Annotated in this window: 19 protein-coding genes and 1 tRNA gene; 3 read left to right on the top strand and 17 right to left on the bottom strand. The window is 26.6% G+C overall.

All coding sequences use genetic code 4. The annotated features are described in order from the left end of the window. Window positions 1-59: 59 nt before the first annotated feature. Together ESOMN_RS01975 and coaE are read left to right on the top strand one after the other, a co-directional pair. Entirely contained in the window at window positions 60-344 is a 285-nt protein-coding gene (locus ESOMN_RS01975; RefSeq protein ID WP_024863286.1) for a hypothetical protein, read from the top strand. Between the two features lie 3 nt (window positions 345-347). Beyond that, on the top strand, window positions 348-938 hold the full coding sequence (gene coaE / locus ESOMN_RS01970; RefSeq protein ID WP_024863285.1) for a dephospho-CoA kinase: 591 nt from the start codon (window positions 348-350) through the stop codon (window positions 936-938). Between the two features lie 6 nt (window positions 939-944). Here the strand turns inward: coaE and dinB are convergent, their stop codons facing one another. The 13 genes from dinB to ESOMN_RS03820 form a co-directional block, all read right to left on the bottom strand. Continuing rightward, a complete protein-coding gene (gene dinB / locus ESOMN_RS01965) occupies window positions 945-2,243 on the bottom strand; it encodes a DNA polymerase IV (protein ID WP_024863284.1) in 1,299 nt (432 codons plus the stop codon). Between the two features lie 5 nt (window positions 2,244-2,248). Continuing rightward, a complete protein-coding gene (xseB, locus tag ESOMN_RS01960; protein WP_024863283.1) occupies window positions 2,249-2,461 on the bottom strand; it encodes an exodeoxyribonuclease VII small subunit in 213 nt (70 codons plus the stop codon). Beyond that, window positions 2,461-3,672: an exodeoxyribonuclease VII large subunit gene (gene xseA, locus ESOMN_RS01955; RefSeq protein ID WP_024863282.1), complete on the bottom strand. Its 1,212-nt coding sequence runs from the start codon at window positions 3,670-3,672 to the stop codon at window positions 2,461-2,463. Before xseA ends, xseB begins: the two co-directional genes overlap by 1 nt. 16 nt (window positions 3,673-3,688) lie before the next feature. After that, window positions 3,689-4,105, bottom strand: a complete 417-nt coding sequence (nusB, locus tag ESOMN_RS01950; RefSeq protein WP_024863281.1) for a transcription antitermination factor NusB — start codon at window positions 4,103-4,105, stop codon at window positions 3,689-3,691. A gap of 1 nt (window position 4,106) precedes the next feature. Continuing rightward, window positions 4,107-5,003, bottom strand: coding sequence for a lipoprotein (locus tag ESOMN_RS01945; RefSeq protein WP_024863280.1), 897 nt, complete (start codon window positions 5,001-5,003; stop codon window positions 4,107-4,109). 56 nt (window positions 5,004-5,059) lie between these two features. Beyond that, complete coding sequence (locus tag ESOMN_RS01940; RefSeq protein WP_024863279.1) at window positions 5,060-5,950, bottom strand: deoxyribonuclease IV; 891 nt, start codon at window positions 5,948-5,950, stop codon at window positions 5,060-5,062. Window positions 5,951-5,952: 2 nt separating this feature from the next. After that, window positions 5,953-6,789, bottom strand: a complete 837-nt coding sequence (locus tag ESOMN_RS01935) for a riboflavin kinase (RefSeq protein ID WP_024863278.1) — start codon at window positions 6,787-6,789, stop codon at window positions 5,953-5,955. A gap of 70 nt (window positions 6,790-6,859) precedes the next feature. After that, window positions 6,860-6,935: transfer RNA gene (locus ESOMN_RS01930), tRNA-Lys, on the bottom strand. Window positions 6,936-6,957: 22 nt separating this feature from the next. Beyond that, entirely contained in the window at window positions 6,958-9,738 is a 2,781-nt protein-coding gene (locus ESOMN_RS01925) for a cation-translocating P-type ATPase (RefSeq protein ID WP_024863277.1), read from the bottom strand. A 14-nt stretch (window positions 9,739-9,752) separates the two neighbouring features. Next, window positions 9,753-12,110, bottom strand: coding sequence for an ABC transporter permease (locus ESOMN_RS01920; protein ID WP_024863276.1), 2,358 nt, complete (start codon window positions 12,108-12,110; stop codon window positions 9,753-9,755). A gap of 37 nt (window positions 12,111-12,147) precedes the next feature. After that, window positions 12,148-12,600, bottom strand: a complete 453-nt coding sequence (locus tag ESOMN_RS01915; protein WP_024863275.1) for a MarR family winged helix-turn-helix transcriptional regulator — start codon at window positions 12,598-12,600, stop codon at window positions 12,148-12,150. Between the two features lie 53 nt (window positions 12,601-12,653). Then, window positions 12,654-12,947: a hypothetical protein gene (locus ESOMN_RS01910; RefSeq protein WP_024863274.1), complete on the bottom strand. Its 294-nt coding sequence runs from the start codon at window positions 12,945-12,947 to the stop codon at window positions 12,654-12,656. 370 nt (window positions 12,948-13,317) lie between these two features. Then, on the bottom strand, window positions 13,318-13,461 hold the full coding sequence (locus ESOMN_RS03820; RefSeq protein ID WP_156920187.1) for a hypothetical protein: 144 nt from the start codon (window positions 13,459-13,461) through the stop codon (window positions 13,318-13,320). A 258-nt stretch (window positions 13,462-13,719) separates the two neighbouring features. Here ESOMN_RS03820 and ESOMN_RS01905 point away from each other — a divergent pair, with 258 nt between their 5' ends. Next, window positions 13,720-14,559 (top strand): glycerol-3-phosphate acyltransferase, encoded by an 840-nt coding sequence (locus tag ESOMN_RS01905; protein WP_024863273.1) that lies wholly within the window; start codon window positions 13,720-13,722, stop codon window positions 14,557-14,559. 24 nt (window positions 14,560-14,583) lie between these two features. On the opposite strand, the gene ESOMN_RS01900 is transcribed toward ESOMN_RS01905, so the two are convergent. From ESOMN_RS01900 to ESOMN_RS01885, 4 genes are read right to left on the bottom strand one after another with little or no spacing between them, the layout of a single operon-like run. After that, window positions 14,584-14,841 carry a YneF family protein gene (locus tag ESOMN_RS01900; protein ID WP_034942299.1) on the bottom strand — a complete coding sequence of 86 codons (258 nt, stop codon included), beginning with the start codon at window positions 14,839-14,841 and terminating at the stop codon, window positions 14,584-14,586. Window positions 14,842-14,849: 8 nt separating this feature from the next. After that, window positions 14,850-16,820: a transketolase gene (gene tkt, locus ESOMN_RS01895; protein ID WP_024863271.1), complete on the bottom strand. Its 1,971-nt coding sequence runs from the start codon at window positions 16,818-16,820 to the stop codon at window positions 14,850-14,852. Further along, window positions 16,820-17,062 carry a DUF896 domain-containing protein gene (locus tag ESOMN_RS01890; protein ID WP_034942296.1) on the bottom strand — a complete coding sequence of 81 codons (243 nt, stop codon included), beginning with the start codon at window positions 17,060-17,062 and terminating at the stop codon, window positions 16,820-16,822. The genes tkt and ESOMN_RS01890 overlap by 1 nt, the downstream gene beginning before the upstream one ends. Before the next feature lie 3 nt (window positions 17,063-17,065). Next, the gene (locus ESOMN_RS01885) at window positions 17,066-18,025 is read right to left on the bottom strand and encodes an ROK family protein (protein ID WP_024863269.1); all 960 of its coding nucleotides are present in this window, start codon (window positions 18,023-18,025) and stop codon (window positions 17,066-17,068) included. Between the last annotated feature and the right edge of the window lie 71 nt (window positions 18,026-18,096).

Raw genomic sequence — 18,096 nt, 5'->3', positions numbered from 1 at the left:
ACTCATTATTTTATTCAAATATAACATAAAATAATAATAGAAAGTTGACAATACAAACTATGGGATATTACTTTAAACATGATTACAACTTTTCTTATCACGGTATTCAACGTTGCAAAGAAAGACTTAATTTAAAAGATAAAACAGATTTTGAAGTAAAAGACGAAGTTATGAAATTAATTAAAAAGTCTACTAAATCTTTTGAGACTGAATATGAAATTTATCTTTCAGCTGGTAATACTGATTTGTATTTTGTTATCAATAAAAGTTCTAAATTAATTATTACAGCAACAAATATATCCGTTGAAAAACAATTAAGAATGATAAGCAAAGGAAATTATTAAATTATGATATTAGGAATTTTTGGTTTAATTGGAGCAGGAAAATCAGCAGCAACAAAATATCTTGGCGAAAACTATGATTTTGAAATTTTAGATTTAGATAAAATTTCAAAAATAGTTATGAATCAAGATGACTCCAAAACTTTTGTTAGAAACTATATTCCCGAAGCTTATGTAATAGAAACACAAAGTATTGATAATAGTAAATTAAGAGAAATTTTGTTTTCAGATTTCAAAAGAAATAAATATTTATCAAAATATATATGACCTAAGGTATCTGATTTAACTAATGAAATCATTTTATCCATACCTAAAGAAAGAAACATTTTACTTGAATCTGCATTGCTACCATTACTTGATTTAAAAGTTGATAAGATGATTTATATTGCCTCTAATAATTTACAAAAAAATATTGCTCGTGTAATTAATAGAGATGGAAGAAGTTTGAAAGAAACTACTTCAGTAATTAATATACAAAAACGTTTAAACAAAAATGCTGATTATGATATTGTAATAATTAACGATAAAACAATCGAAAATTTACATGTTAAATTAGATTTATATATGAATAAATTAGGAATTAACAAAAAGAAGTAAAAAATTTTATTTCTTTTTGTTAGATATTTTTTTATCAATATTTTTATCAATGAATTTTTTTTGGATTGGATTGCTTGTTTGTAATTTATCTGCTGTTATTATTAAATTTTTACTTTTTTTGTTCATATCTCTAATAATTTCAAGAACTTTAGGTTTGGTTAAATTCAACTTTTCAGGATCATCTTCAAAAGATATTTGTTTATTATACTGCATTACATTTATTAAATTTGTAAATCCAACTCCGATTAAAGAGATATCTTTTTCAGGATTTTGTAAATAATAAAAACATTCTAAAATGCTTGCATATAATATTTCAAAATTATTTTCATAATTCTCTAACGTTATTTGTTTCGAACGTCCTAAATGATGCTTGGTGATATTGAATGTTTCGTTATTTTTGTTTTTTCAAACATATCTAACATGAACAAAAACCGTTTTCACTAAAAGATTTCTTATGTTAATTCTTAAAAAAATATGTTCGGTTATTTGTTTAACAATGGCTTCTAATTCTTCAAGGTTATTTGTCGGTCTATTAAGGGTGACTTCGTTAGAAATGCTTTTATTTTCATTATTTTGAACACTAACTACGCTATCATCGATTCCATTAGCCTTTTGCTTTAAAATGAGCCCATTACGACCTAAAATCTCATATATCTTTGCATCTGATATTTGCGCTAATTCACCAATGGTATTTATATCATTTTTTATTAAAGATGCGCCAGTTACATTTCCAACACCTATCATTTTACCAATATTTAAATTTCATATTTTTTCTTTGAAGTTCTGCGGTGTTAAAATTGTTATTCCACTGGGTTTTTGTAAATCAGTACCCATTTTCGCTAAAAACTTATTTCAACTAATACCAATTGAACATGTTAATTTAAATTTAGAATATATTTCGTGTTGAATTTCCAAAGCGATAGTTTTTACGGATTTATTTATATTTATTAAATCACTAACATCTAAATAACACTCATCAATAGAGGCTACTTCTATTTTCTTTGAAAATTTTTCACCAATAAGTTCTCATATTTTTTTAGAAGTTTCAATATATAGTGAATGCTCAGGCTCAACAACAATTAAATTAGGGCATTTCTTTTTAGCTTCAACTAAATTCATAGCTGATTTTATTCCGTATTTACGAGATTCATATGAAGCTGCAACAATAATTGAATGCTTATTATTATATGCAATAGCAATTGGTTTATTTCTCAACTGTTTATATTTAGCTTGTGTGCATGAAGCAAAAAAAGCATCCATGTCAATGTGAAAAATTATTTTTTCTTTTTTAATCGATGTTTGCATATAAATTATTCAAATTCTTGAACAGAATTATCTTCTAAAATTTTGTTAATTTTGCCTTTATAATTTTCTAATTGGTTTTTAGCTAAAGTTATTTTTTGCATACCCTCTTCAAAAAGTTCAATTGCTTCTTGCATTGATACATTTTCTGAATTTAATTTTATTAACTCTTCTTTTATTTCTTTAATTAATTGATCGTAATTTTTTTCTGAATTTAACATTATTTATTCTCCTTTATATCTTTAATTTCTGAAGTTATTAATAATTTTTTTAAGACTATTTCTATTTCATCATTAAGTTTAAAATCATTGTTAGAATTTATTATTTGACCATTTTTATTTTTTAGTAATGCATAACCTTTTTCTAATGGTTTTTTAGGATTAAGCAATTCAAATTTTTCAAAATAAGTTTTTAAATTATTTTGTTCAAATAAATAAAAGTTTTTTATTTGCTTTATGAAATGTTCCTTAAGTGACTCTAATTTTGTTGTTTCTAACTTTATATGATTAAAAGTTGTATTAAGAATTTTTTCTTGATTAGTATTTATTTGTTTTTGATTATATTCATAAATCTTTTGTAATTCTTTTTTATATTGCGAATAGTAATAAGAAAGTTCTCTTTTTAACTCAAGAATATCTGGTGTAGATATTTCTCCGGCAGCCGTTGGAGTAGCGGCTCTGAAGTCAGCAACATAATCAGCTAATGTTGTATCAGGTTCGTGGCCTACTGCTGATATTATTGGAATATTCGCATCTTTAATGGCTTGTAAAACGGGCATTTCATTAAAAGATCACAAATCTTCATAACTTCCTCCACCTCTACCAACAATTAATAAATCCAGTTTCGTTACAAAACTATCTGCTTGCTTGATTTTTTTGGAAATATCAAATTGAGCTTGTTCACCCTGGACTTGACTAGGAAATAAAAAAATGTTTACAAGTGGATATCTACGTTTAATTGTTGTAACTATATCTCTTATCGCAGCCCCTGTTGGAGCTGTTACTATTCCGATGTTTTTAGGGAATCTTGGAATAGGCTTTTTAAGTGATCTATCAAATCAACCTGCTTTTTCAAGTTCATTTTTACGTTGATCAAAAATTTCTTGTAACTCACCTTTTCCTTCAAGTTTAACATCTCTTACTTCAAAATTTATTTTTCCTGTTGGAACGTAATATGTTATCCTTCCAGAACAAGTTATTTTCATACCCTCTTTAGGATTTAAATTTATAAGTTTATTTCCATTATCTTTTCAAATCATGCAGCTTATTGCTGCTTTTTCGTCTTTAATTGAAAAATATATATGACCGGATTTATTCAGCGTTAAATTGCTAAGTTCTCCAATTACATATATATTTTTAAAATATTCTTCATTTTCAATAGATTTTTTGAGTAGGGTATTTATTTCTTGAACAGTAAAAATAAAACTTTCCATAGTACTCCTTTTTTTATTAAAATTTAATAATTTTGTCTAATATTGCATTAATAAATTGGTAGTTAAAATCTGGTTCAAATTCTTTTGAAATATTAATCATTTCATTTATTGTAACTGCTTTAGGGGTTTGGGTATATTTTATTTCAAAAATACCCACCAACAATATTGCTTGAATCAAAAATGGGATACGATCTCAATTTCAATCATCACTCAATTTAAATGCTATTTCATCAATTAAATCTTCTTTTTCTTTGAGGATTACTTTAATATTTTCCATCATTTCATCATTAATTTTTTCTTCATTTTTTAATTGGGTTTCGTCGAGTAAATCTTGAATAATGTAAGAATTATCATTATTCATTAAAAGATAACGATAAAATAATTGCACAAGAATTTTTCTTTTTTTGGTGACTCCCATTTTATTATTTTCCATATTAATTTTTTCTTTCTGTTTGTTTTTCACTTATTTCTTTAAAACCAACTTCTATATTATTTCCTAAATTAAATGCTGATTCTTGGTTATAAATTATTTGATTTAAAATATCAGATTTTATTGTTCCAAATTCCTCAAGATTTTTTTCGTAAAATTCTTTCATTTCTTTATCGATATATTTAGGTTTTTCCTTATTCTTTACTATGTTATCATAATCTAATTCTTCGCCAATCTGAATTTTAATATATCTAATTGCTGGTAAAAATTCATCTTTAATAAGATTGTCAATTAATGATGAATTAAGAATCACATCTTTTGGTTTTTTTTCTCCAATTTTTACTAACTGTTCGTATTTACCCTTGATTAAATTTAAATCATCTTGAATTTTTTTAGGACTTTTTGCTTCTCACAAATCATAAAATTTACTATTTTCATAATTGTCATTTTTTTCAGTTGATACAACAGCTTTTGTAACCGAAATGTAATTTATTGGCAATTTTTCAACAACTTCTTTTTCATTAGACTTTATAGATAAATAAAGAGTTTGAGTTTTATCTTTTTTAAGGTCTTCAATTTTCGCGATATCAAAATCACCTTTAGCGTTTTGCGAATATAGTGTTCCTGTTATTTTGTTTTTTTCAAATAAATCATAAACTTCTTTATAATTGTTGTAAAAAGAAGCTAAAATAACCGCTATTTTATTTCCGGAAACTTTGTTTTCTCCTAGATCTTTTTCATAAAAGTTAGCATAACTTCTAATATAAGTTCAATCATAAATTAATTTAGTAAAATCTTTGAAATTTCTATCTATCTTTTTGTCTACACCACATGAAACAACAGTAAAACTGGTAGTGGCTATTAACGAAATTGAACCTATTAATCCTAATAACTTTTTCATTTTCTCTTGCTCCTTGTGATAAACTTATCTATATGATTATATCAATAAAATCGGGTTTATTTTTCTCTTAATATTTCTAGTTTATTATCAAATAATTGTTCTCTAAAATTCTTTATTTCTTGTTTATACGGTGAGTGATCTCCAATATATGGAGTTTCTAATATTTTTGGTATTTCTTTAAAGTCTTCATCTCAAACGATGTTGTTTAAAACATCAAAACCAATTGTTCCGTATCCTATATTCTCGTGTCTATCCTTATGTGAATTAATTGGATTTTTAGAATCATTTATATGAAAAACTAAAATTTTTTCTAACCCAATAGAGTTTTTGATGGCATTTTTTATTTCTGCTCAGTCTTTTAAATTATAGCCAGCATCATTCATGTGACATGTGTCTATGCAAATTCCAATACGTTCTTTATTTTCAACCTTAGATAAAACATAACTTAGCTCTTCAATTGTTGTGCCAACCTCTGTACCTTTACCACTCATGGTTTCAATTGCTATTTTTACATTACCTTGTTTTTTTAAAACTATGTTTAAACCTTGTATTAATTTTTCTATTCCATCTTTGCTTGTGCCTTTGGTAAAAGAACCGGGGTGCAAGACTAAAATATTAATTCCTATTTTTTCGCATCTTTCAATTTCTTGTTGTAAAAAATCTACTCCAAATTTTCAAGTTTGTTCGTTAACGGGATTGGAAATATTTATTAAATAAGGTGCATGAACTACTAAATCCTTAATATCAATATTGTTTTTGATTAATATTTCTTTCATCTCTGAAAGATTAAATTCATCAACATTTTTTCTTAAAGTGTTTTGTGGTGGTCCTGTATAAATCATAAAAGTATTTCCACCGTCATTAATTGCTTGTTCAGCAGCACCAATTAAATAGTTATTGTTTTTATTAACACCAACATGGCTACCTAATATAGGATATTTTTTCATTTTTATACCTCTTCTTTAATTATTTTCTTCAATTCTTCTTCATCTTTTTTTAATAAAGATTTTAGTTCCTCTAAATTTTTTATTTTTACATTTTCTCTATGGTATTTAATTAATTCTAGTCTAATTCCTGATTTATAAATATCTTTACTAAAATCAAAAATATTTGTTTCAATAACTATTTGATCTAAAGGATTTTTTCATAAAACAGCCATTCCTCAATGGTTTATTTCGTCATTAGGTAATTTAACTTTTACTAAGTAAACTCCTTGTTTTAATTTTGTATCGTTAGAAAATATTAAATTAGCAGTAGGATATCCTATTGTTCTTCCTAATTTTTGTCCCTCACCAACAAAACCTTTAACGAAATAGTTGGCGTTATATTTTTGTTTATATTTTTTTAAATCAGCATTATTTAGAATTTCTATATCTTCTAAATTTGTAGGTTCTAAGATATTATCTTTTGCAAAAATTGTCAGATTATTATTGTAAACTTTTTGTAATTCTTCAATTCTAGATTCATTTTTAAAAACTACAACATTACTTAAATTAAAAAGATGTTTATAATAATCTAATGGTAAAAAGCCATTTTCATAAACCGTAATTAATTGGTCAACTCCTGCGTTTTCTGCCTTTTTAACAATTGCTTCATAGCTTAATAAATTATTTTGTGCATAATCTTTTTCAAAATATAAAAGAGTTACTGGTTGATTGTTTTTTTTCGCTTCATTAATTATTTCATTTGTTAAATTATTTCATTGCTCGGGGTATCCTATAACTCCTAATGTTGGTTTTAAATTTAGCATCATGCGAGTTAATGGATTAATTTTTATCTCTATCATTTTCAAATCACCTATGAATATATTATAAAATAAAAAGCACCTATAAAAAGTGCTTAATTAATTTACTTAATGGTGCCTGATGTGGGAATCGAACCCACAACCCACTGATTAAGAGTCAGTTGCTCTACCAATTGCGCTAATCAGACATTTATAAGTAGATTTTACTACTTATAATCATTTATGGAAATAGTGAACATAAATTCATTTTCATAAAGAGGCTAGTATTGTGTAAATAACAAATAATCCTAAAGAATATAAATATCATTCAAATTTTGGTGGTTGAATATTAAAAGTAAATTTAATTTCTGGGATAAAAGGTATTATAAAGAATAAGATCCCTGCTATTAGAATTGATAACAATAAACCATAAGCAGCATTATCAGTTAAAATAGATTTATAGTGATTTCTAATTATTAATACAGAAATTAAATGAATTATGGAATCTTCTGTTCAAATAATTGTTTGTAATATCGCTAATTTGCTTTCATATCCTTCAACACCGTTTTTAATATCAGAAAACATATCTGGGTATAACACAAATCCGGTAATTGCTAAGTTAACTAAAGAAATTATTTGAATAATTACTCCATTTCATATAGCAAATTTTAAAATAGATTTGGTATCTCAAGAAACAGGTCGCTTTGTATATCTTTCATCAACCCAATCATAAATAATCATATATTCAACAAAATCAAAAATTAGATTTTGAACCAAAAGCTGAATTTCGCTTATTGATTCATTTCCAAGCAAGAATAGTCCGATAATCAATTTAATCGTTATAGAAATTGATCAAACTGTTTTGATTTTAACAAATTTCATTACATTGACCAATGAACGTCTTGACTGCTTAATTGCTGTCAAAACTTCATAAATACCGTCGTTTCCTATCAACATATTTGCACAGTTTTTTGCAAATACATCAGAATCATGAGTTGTAATTCCGACATTAGCATTTAGAATTTGCAAAGAACTATTTAAATCTCTTCCAATATATCCAACTGTGTGTTTCAATTTCTTTAATATGTTAATCACACGAACTTCTGTAAGTGGATCCATATCGTAAAACAAGTTTATTTTTTCAACAACTTTTTGCAGTTCTTTGTCTGTCATGTTTTGTATTTCGGGACCAGAAATATAATCTGATACTTTAAAATCAAGGTTTTTAGTCATTGATAAAGCATATTCTAAAGTTCTTTGGGAAAATAATTTAAGACTTAATGCTGACTTGCTTAATAATTTTAATTGTTCATTAACTTTGGGTTTTGCTTCTTGCTTTAAATTTACTAATCCAATTAAAGTAAAATTATCTTTTATAATTTCTTCTTCATTATCTTTATTTATGTCATTTACTTTTTTTATTGCAATTCCCACAGAAATATAAGATTTATTAGTTATTGCCACAAAAGCTTCTTGTAAAGTTTTGTTTAAATTTTGCTTATTAATTGCTTTAACTTCATTATTGGTATCATTGAATTTATTGCAACTATTTAAGATTGTCGTTAAAGCCCCTCTACTAATTGCTCATCTTTGTCCTTGCTTGTCTTCAACAACAGTTGTGTATACACCTGGATGCGCTAAAGAGGAAATCGTTCTAATAACTTTATATTTATCGTTAATTTGATTTTTTAAACCAATCATTTTGCGTGATTTTGCAATAGCTGAATTAATATCTCTATTATCTGAAGGAGAAGCTAAAAAACTTAACAATGAAAGTTTTGCTATTTCGGAATCAGCTTCCAATTTTAAATTCACAATTTCTTCTAATCTGAAATTTTTATGAACGAAAATATCTTCATAATCAATCATTACGACATCCATTACCCCAATGTTTTGAACAGCTGTAATATCTCTAGAAATAATATTTTTTTTAGCAAGTAATTTTCTTGATTTCGAAAATGCAGAAGTCATAATCAAAGGTAATGCATCAGGAGCTAACGCCACAGCAATAGCCATTGAAAAAACTAATGAATCTAAATAAATATCAATGTTCTTAAAATCTGTACTGAAGCCCTCTAGAATAACAGCTAAAATAAAAATCATGGGCACAAAAATGATTACTGATCTTACTAAAAATTTTGTCACATCTTTAACTTTGTCAAAAAATATGGATTTAGGTTGATTATTTTTTGCTTTCGCTTGTTTAAATTCAAAGTATGTTTCTGCGCTTTTGTATATAACTATCGCTCAACAACTTCCATCAACAACTTTAGTTCCACGATACAAAATATTTGTTAATTGAAATAAATTATCACCATTATAAGTATTAAATGCTTTTTTCTCAATAGGAGTTTTTGCTCCATTCATTACTTCTTGAGTTAATTTTAGATTATTTTTATGAATAACTTTACAATCAACTGGAACAACATCACCAGATCGAAGGTAAATGATGTCTCCAACAAAAAGTTCTTCTTTTCTAATACGAGTAACTTTTTGTAACAAAATATCTTCACTAGTCAAAAGTGTATTTGGTGACAAAATAATGTTACGTAAACAACCAACTAATTCATTACTCCCTGTTTTGATTTTGTTGTTAGATTTGTGCATTGAATACTCGGCAGAAATATCAAAAATTATTGAAGCTCCAACTAAAAAAACTACTAGTAATCCACCAGCAATATTGGTAATATTTTGTTCTAAACCATACATAACTAAGTTATAAATTGCTATCGCCAACAATAATAAAGTAAATGGTTCTTTAAGATTTTTTAATAAATGTTTTCAAAAAGCAAAACGATATTTTTTCTTGTGTTCTTTCTTTAAAACACGTTTACTTTTTTGATGTTTTGATATATATTTTTCTGTTAAACCCAACGTTTCAACATTAAGTTTTTCAACAGTTTCATTAATTGAAAGATTTGCAAAAATTTTAATATCATTTTTATGAGGCCATTCATTACGTTTCAGTTTATTTTTAAAAACTTTTGGTTTTTCTAGAGTGTTATTAACCATAATTTGGCCTCCTTTTATTCATTTCTAGAAATTATATCATCATCGGTTTCGTTTGGTTTGACAACTTTATCGTGATCTTTATTTTTCCATCATTTAAAGGTTCCTTCGAATGGATATAATTCTTTAACTTTGCGATAAAGTTCTAAATCTTGTTCTGCTCCCAATGATTTTCAATTATATTTTTGAAATTTTTTTTCACCATTTGCAAAAGAATTAATGTCTTCTTCACTACGTTTCAATTCTTTTAAAGCTATCAATATTTTTTTGCCTTTAAATGATCCGAATAAAATATCTTTATGTCTATTTCTAGCGCCTACTAAAAGACCTAAAGTTAAAAAGATTAGAACAAATAAAATAATGATTGAAAAATTAATTAAAACTACATTTGTAGTAACTGGATTAGTTCCTAATTCAGGAACTCCAAAAACTATTGCTCCTAATCCTTTCAAAACATATGTGAAAGGTACTAAATAACTTATAATTTCAAAAAATTTAAATTGTGAGAAAGCAGGGAAAGTGCCACCTCCAGAAGCCAAAGATAAAACCATTACTAAAACTACTAAAAATTTACCTACAGATTCATCTTTAACTAAAAATCATAGTGCTTGAATTAAAATTACAAACATGAATCCTGAAGCAATTAAAAAAATTCAAACATAAAGAATTGTTTCTAAACCTAAGATATTTCATCCAAAAGCATATGCCATTCATACCTGAGCTGTAACTTGAATAAAAGTTGTTAACAACATTAATAATGTTTTTGATAAATATCATGTAGATTGTGAAGATTTTTTACGTCTTTTTGCTCGATCATAAATAAATGTTTGCATTAAAACACCGATTCAAATCCCGATCACAAGAAAGAATTCTCCTAATCCAATTCCGTATAAACCGTTTTCTTTTCCCCTTATTTCAACATCAACTCATTTAGTGTTTAATAATTGATCAAGTTCGTTCTCTAAATGAGTTTTTAAAATTATAGTTCTAATTAGTGAACCAATTGAATTTGCTAAACCATTTTCTTTTAAAACATGATTTATACCTTTGATAAAGTCATTTTGATTCATTACAGTTTTATCTGAGTTTGTAATTGCAAATTTAGAAAAATCTATCGTTTTGTTATCTAATTTTGTGCCTGTTAATATTTTAAAAATGATTTGATTAATTTCATTAATATCAATAACTGAATTGTTATTAAAAATTATTTTATTTATTAATTCAAAAATAAATTGTAGATTCTTCATTTGATTAATAAATTTTCCTGGAATAAAATCTTCTGGTTGTGTTCCGTTTGAATTTAATGTTCCAAATAATGTTCTTGTCGCTATTTGCTTTTCAGCTGCCTTTTTTTGTTCATTGTTTTCAAAATTAAATAATTTTTTTAAGTCAGCATTTAAAAGGATATAGTTAGTTTTTTCATTAAATTTATTCGAAACTTTTATTTCATTTCCTATTATCGCTCTTATTTGCTCACCTTTTATTCCAGCAGTTGAAAAAACATTGTCAAGAGCCGTGTCAATGATTAATCCTGGTATGCTTTGAAGAAACATTCCTTTTGCAAAATTAGAAAATGTATTCATGTAGTATCCAAAAATAAAATTGCGTTCAAAAGTAGTTCATATTTTTAATGGTTGAATATCAATTTGTTCATTTTTATTAGAAGGTGAATTAAATAATTTACCAAAACTATTAACAATTTTACTTAAATAATTATTTTCTATTTTTGCCTGTAAATAATATTTAGAACCTTCCCACTGTTTGCTAATTTCATTTGCGTTTGAAATATATCTAATATTTCTTAAAGCTAAACCTTCGGTGATTACAGGTGTTGAAAATTGATAATTTTCATCATTTATTTTTATATCAGTTTTAGGTAACAATTTGCTTTTTATAAGCTCTCAAGCACTAAGTACTCTCAATTTTGTTAGTTGGCCTTTTTTAATTTCACCATTATCAGTAGAAAAAATAAATGAATTTTTGCTTTCTTCTAAAGCTAATTTAATTTTTAATAATTCATCATATTTAAATTGATTAGATTGATTTGGGTTGTTGTAAATTTCTTCTAAATTAATATTATTTTGATCACCATCTTGATAACTATTAACAACTCCTAGCTCAATTTTTTTGTTTGAAATGTCAACATTTTCAACAATTAATATCGGATGGTCATTATCCATTATTGCAGTTGGAGCATTACCTATGTTTGGCATTGGATTTCAAAAGGCTACTAAACAAACAACGCCGTAAATGATTGGCACAAAAATTATTCCAATAAATTTAATAATTCGTTTTCTGCTCATCAAAACTCGATCTTGGAGTTCTGTTATAAAACTAATTCATAAATTAATTAATCAATTTTTAATTTTTTTCATAAACTTCCTCCTATTTGAGGTTTAAATTATGAAAAAATTATCTAGCAAGTTTTATAGAATTTTTTAGTAAAAAATTAACAACTTCTCTTAATTTCAAAATTTCTTCATCAGTTAAACCATCTTCAATATTTTTGACATATTCATCAACTGTTTTAGCTATTTTCTCAATTAATTGATCCGCTTTTTCAATTGTGCGTAAAACATTACTTCTTTTATTATTTTTATCTTGAACTCTTTCGATATATTTTTCTTCTTCAAGTTTAGATAAAATTCTTCCAGTTGTAGTTTTATCAATGTTTAAAGTATTAGCCACTTTATTTTGATTGATTCCTGGCATATGGTAAATAAGCATTAATGTTAAAATGCTTATTTTATCTAAATTTTGTGGGTCAATTTTTGAGTATAAAAATTTTACTGTGTTTATAACTAACATGTAAATTTTTAAAACTGTTGGTATATCCTTAAATTCATTGTTTTCGTGGTATATCATAATATCTCCTATTGTCTCAAATGAGATAATACCATATTTTTACTATTTTGTCATTAATTTTCAAGATTGTTGATTGCAGTATCATTAATTTTTATCTTTAATTCGTTTTTTACTATTTCTGTTTTAACATTCAATAAAGCTGGAGCATATTTTTCGCTATCTTTGCGTTTTTGCAATAAAAAAGCGAAAATAATAAAGCCAAATAATGGCAATAACATCCATAATCAAATTTTTTTTCTCATTTCTTTTTCAAGGTCTTTTAAAATTTTGTTAAATTCTATTATTTGATCTTTTAATACTCTATTTTCTTCAATAAGTTCTTTTTTACTTTTCTTTATATTTTCCATTATTTTTCATCCTCATTTATTTTCATTAGATTATGGACAACTTTTTCAATTAATGTGTCAATTGTTTGCAAAACGATTTTCAGTTCACTTAAATTGAAGATAAAGTTTTTCTTTTCGTGATCATCACTTTTTTCATCAAGTTCATTTCAAAGTTGTTGTGAATTTTGAATCTTTAAAATAAATTCCTCTATTATTTGAACTTTTTTTGCAAAATCCTTTTCAATTAAAATTATGCTTATGTAGTTGTCAATTTCTTTAAAAAAACTTTCATTTCATCCTCATATTTGATAATTATTTAAAGTATAAATAAAGTTAGAAAGATAAAAATCAATTTGAGAATTAAAATAGGGAATAAAAACTTGATTAAATGTTACCCAACTTCTAAATTTAAAGCTATCTGTTCAAGATCGTTTGTATAAATTGAATAATCATTGTTCGCTCTATTTAAAAAAGTATATCTTTGTAAAAAATATTGAACAACAATAGCAAGATTAATTTCTTGATCAGTTGCCAATTTTTCGAATAATTCGCCTAATTTATTAGCTATTTCATTTAAATCAGTTTGTTTTTGTATTTTGTCAATTTCTTTTTGGTATTTTTGTTTTATTTTAATATCTTTAAAACTGATTGTTTTGAAGTATTCTACATCTCTTGTAAAAGAGATAATACAATTATATCCAAACTAACAATTTGGTTAAACTTTTAAATCATAAATTCTCCTAACATTATTATCTTATTATATAATCACTATTGTATAAAGGAGAAATCTTGAATGAATTTCTTAGGTATCATTTTAGCTTCAATCTTCGGTTATTTATTAGGCTCTGTTTCCTTTTCAATAATCGTTGTGCAATGAAGAAAAGGATTTGACATTAGAACTACAGGTTCTGGAAATGCTGGAGCCACGAACACAACAAGAGTGCTAGGTAAGTTTTGAGGCTTTATCGTTGCCTTTCTCGATGGATGTAAAGTCATTGTTACAGCATTATTTGCAGTAGGATTATCTGCAATTAATTTGCCTCTATTTAGCGAAACATCTTACTTTATTCCTGCTTTTTTTGTATTAATAGGACATTGTTGACCAATTTGATACAAATTCAAAGGAGGCAAAGCAGTGTCTACTTTTTTAGGATTACTTTTTATTTCTAATATTTTCTACTTCATCTTTTTTATGATTTTATGATTTAGTTTTGCAGCTTATACAAGAAAAGTTTCTATTGCCTCAATTATCGCAGGACTTTCTACAGGTTTGTTTTTTATTTGATTGCCTTGAGTAAGTGGGATTAACGAGTTTAGTTACATGTGAAATTCTTACGATTCTTGATCATTAGTTTGAAATGGTCCTGATGGAGAATTTATGCGATTTGCTTGAATCAATTATTTACATGTTCCGACATCAGAGTTAACGGGTTATTATTTTGCAGATTCATTGTTGGAAATAAATTTAATAATTATGATATCTTTAATAATCTTGGCATATAGACACTTTCCAAACATTGTGAGAATTAAAAAAAGAATTGAACCTCAAACGTTCCCAAAGATGACCCCAGAGCAAAAAGCAGAATACAGAAGATATATTCATGAACCAAAAAAAAAGAAGCAAAAAAGATAAAAACTTGTTGCTTCTTTTTTTGTATTATTTTTTCTTAGCGTTTTTCATGGCGTTCATTGTTTTTTTAATGTCGCCTTCACTTGGTTTACGTCCCATGCTCATGTACATGGCTCTAATTTGAGCTTCTGTAATTGGTGGATTATCTTTCAATTGTTTTTTTACAATTGCTCTTGTAATAAAGAATCCTGCAATTCCACCAACTAATAAAGCTCCTATAATTACTCCAATTAAAGTACCAATTAAAGCTCCACCTGATAATTCTGCTAATAATGCTATATTCATTTTAAAACCTATTTAACTTTCTTCATAATTTCATTGTATATATTATTTGCTGTAAACCCAAATTTTTCAATAACAAGGTTACCTGGTGCAGATTCTCCGAATCTATCAATTCCAAAATTTAAACCATTATCACCGGTGTATTTGCTTCAACCGAATGTAGTTCCCATTTCCAATGAAATTCTAATTGTGTTTTTATCTATAATTTTATTTTTGTAACTTTGTTCTTGTTTATCAAATAAATTCATTGAAGGCATTGATACAACTCTTGTTAAAATGCCGTTTTTATTTAATAATTCTTGAACTTCAATTGCTAAACTAACTTCTGAACCTGATCCAATTAAAGTAATTTTTGGATTAGTTACATCAGAAATTATATATGCACCTTTTTTAACATTTTCTAAAACGTTTTCGTGTTGTAATTCTTTTAAATCTTGTCTTGTTAATATGATTGATGTTGGAGTTGTTTTTGATTCTAATCCTATTTTATATGCAGCCACTGTTTCATTAAAATCAGCTGGTCTAATAACATTGTGATTAGGAATTGCTCTTAACATCGCAAGTTGCTCAATTGGTTCATGTGTTGGGCCATCTTCTCCAACAGCAATTGAATCGTGAGTAAAAATAAACAATTCTTGTAAATTCATGATTGATGCTAAACGCATCGCAGGTTTCATATAGTCAGCAAAAACAAAGAATCCTGATCCAACTGGCAAAACTCCACCATGAGCAGCCATACCATTGTTGATTGTGGTCATTCCAAATTCTCTTACACCGTACATGATATTTCTACCAGTTCTATTTTCTGATGAAAAATTGCCATCCACACCTTTAATCTTAGTAGAAGATGCTAAATCTGCAGATCCTCCTATTAATGTTGGGTTTGTTTTCGCAATTGAATTAAATATTAAACCCGAACTTATACGAGTTGCTTGAGTTTTACCAGAATTTAATTCATTAATTTCATCATTGTTAATTTTTCATTCACCGTTAATAGCATTCAAAAGTTCTTTTGCTTCATTTTTATAAGTAACTTCATATTTTTTGAATAAATTTTCTCAAGTTTTAAATTTATCTTGACCAACATTGATTACGTTATTTTGATAAAAATCAGTAACTGATTGAGGAATAGTGAAGTCAACATGTTTTCAATCAAAGTAATCATTAACTTTAGATATATCGTTTCCAAGAGGACTTCCGTGAACAGCGCTAGTTCCTTGTTTTGAAGCTCCTAAACCAATAATTGTTTTAACTTCAATGTATGTTGGCTTATCTGATTTTTTAGCTTCATCAATCGCTTTATCGATTTCATTAATATTTTCACCGTCTTTAACAAGAATAGTATTTCAACCTGATGCTTCAAAACGTTTATGAAGATCTTCTATTTGTGCTTCTTTAACCAAATCATCCAATTGAACATCATTAGAATCATGTAATAAGATAAGTTTATTTAATTTATTTTTACCAGCGAATGAAATCGCTTCTTGAGCGACTCCTTCTTGTAAATCACCATCGCCACATAAAACGTATGTATAGTGATTAATGATTTCAAAATCGGGTTTGTTATACTTAACACTTAAAAATGATTCTGCAACAGCCATACCTACAGCCATACCAATACCTTGTCCTAGTGGTCCTGTAGTCACTTCAACCCCTTCTGTTAAGTGTTTTTCTGGGTGACCTGGTGTAATTGAACCTCATTGTCTAAAGTTTTTTAAATCGTCAATCTTTACATTAAATCCAGTTAGATGTAATGTTGAATACAATAATGCTGAACCATGTCCTGCTGACAACACAAAGCGATCTCTATTAAATCATTTTACATGTTTAGAACTATAATTCATTTTGTTAACAAATAAAGAATACATCATTGGTGCAGCTCCTAATACTATTCCAGGGTGCCCTGAATTAGCTTTGTTCACTGCTTGTACTCCCAAAATTCTGATTGCATTTAAATTATCATTGCTTTTATTGTTAACCATTATTTATTCTCCTCTTTAAGTTTTTTAATTTTGCTAGGTGTAATATCTTTACCGTTTTTATCAACAACTTTAATATTTTTTAAATTAGATATTAAATTTTCTTTATATGAATTAATGTAGGTTTTTCGCAATTCGTCACGAATATTTTTTTCTTCTTTAGTTAGTTCCTTTTTTTTAGAAATTTCAAAAAAATTATTTATTTCTTTAACAATTTCTTCAATTGTCATTTTACTTATATTCATAATTTAATATTCTCAATTATTTATTGCATAGTAAGCAGCACCTACAATACCTGCTTCGTTTCCAAGTTTTGCAATTTCTATTCGTATTTTGCCTTTGTAAATATTTAAAATAAATGGACTTAAACCTTCTTCAAAAATTTCAATTAAAGGTTGACCCATAGCGCTAGCACCACCACCAATGATGATTGCTTTTGGATTTAAAGCACCTATCATTATTGACATATGAGAAAATAGAGGTTTTCAAGAATCTAATAAAAAATCTTTAATTTCAACGGGTTTACCAGCTTTAATATAAGCTTCTGATATAGATTTAAAATTAAATTCTTTAATATTTTTAAAGTATTTGGTTAAAGATGATCTTGGATTATTTTTAACTTCTTTTTCAATTTCGTTAGCTATTCTAACAACAGATGCAGAAGGTTCTAAACAATATCTCAAACCACAGTTGCATGAAAATTTAGTTTGCATGTGACCACCATGGCCAAATTCTCCTGCAAAACCGTTTTCTCCAGAAATTAATTTACCATCAATTACAATAGCTCCCCCAATTCCTGTTCCTAACGTATAAAATATTTCAGAATTATAAGTTGAAGCAGCACCTGTTCAAAATTCACCTAATGCCGCTGCATTTGCATCATTTAAAACAGATATAGGTTTAGTTACAAAAATCGCTTCTAATTGAGACTTTAAATCAAAATCTCTTCAACCTAAATTTCCTGAAATTCTAACAATTCCTTCTTCGTGATCTAAAAATCCCGGTGTTGCGAAACCAATTCTCTCGATATCAATAGCATAATCATATCCTCAATTTTCTAAAGCAATAAGCGTTTGATTATATATATTAACCAATAAATTATCGCTATCGTTTTTTATAATTAATGATTTTTCTATCTCACCAAATTGATTAACGACTCCAACTTTAGCTGAGGTTCCTCCAAGATCTATACCCAATACTTTTTTCATATTTACCCCTTGTTAAAATCTATTCTCTTTTATTATAGATTAATTACCTTTTAATACCATATTAAAAATAT

It is taken from the genome of Williamsoniiplasma somnilux, from assembly GCF_002804005.1.
GTDB classification, from domain to species: Bacteria; Bacillota_I; Bacilli_A; order Mycoplasmatales; family Mycoplasmataceae; genus Williamsoniiplasma; species Williamsoniiplasma somnilux.
The sequence above is the reverse complement of the archived record's forward strand: the minus strand, read 5'-3'. Positions and strand labels throughout refer to the sequence as shown.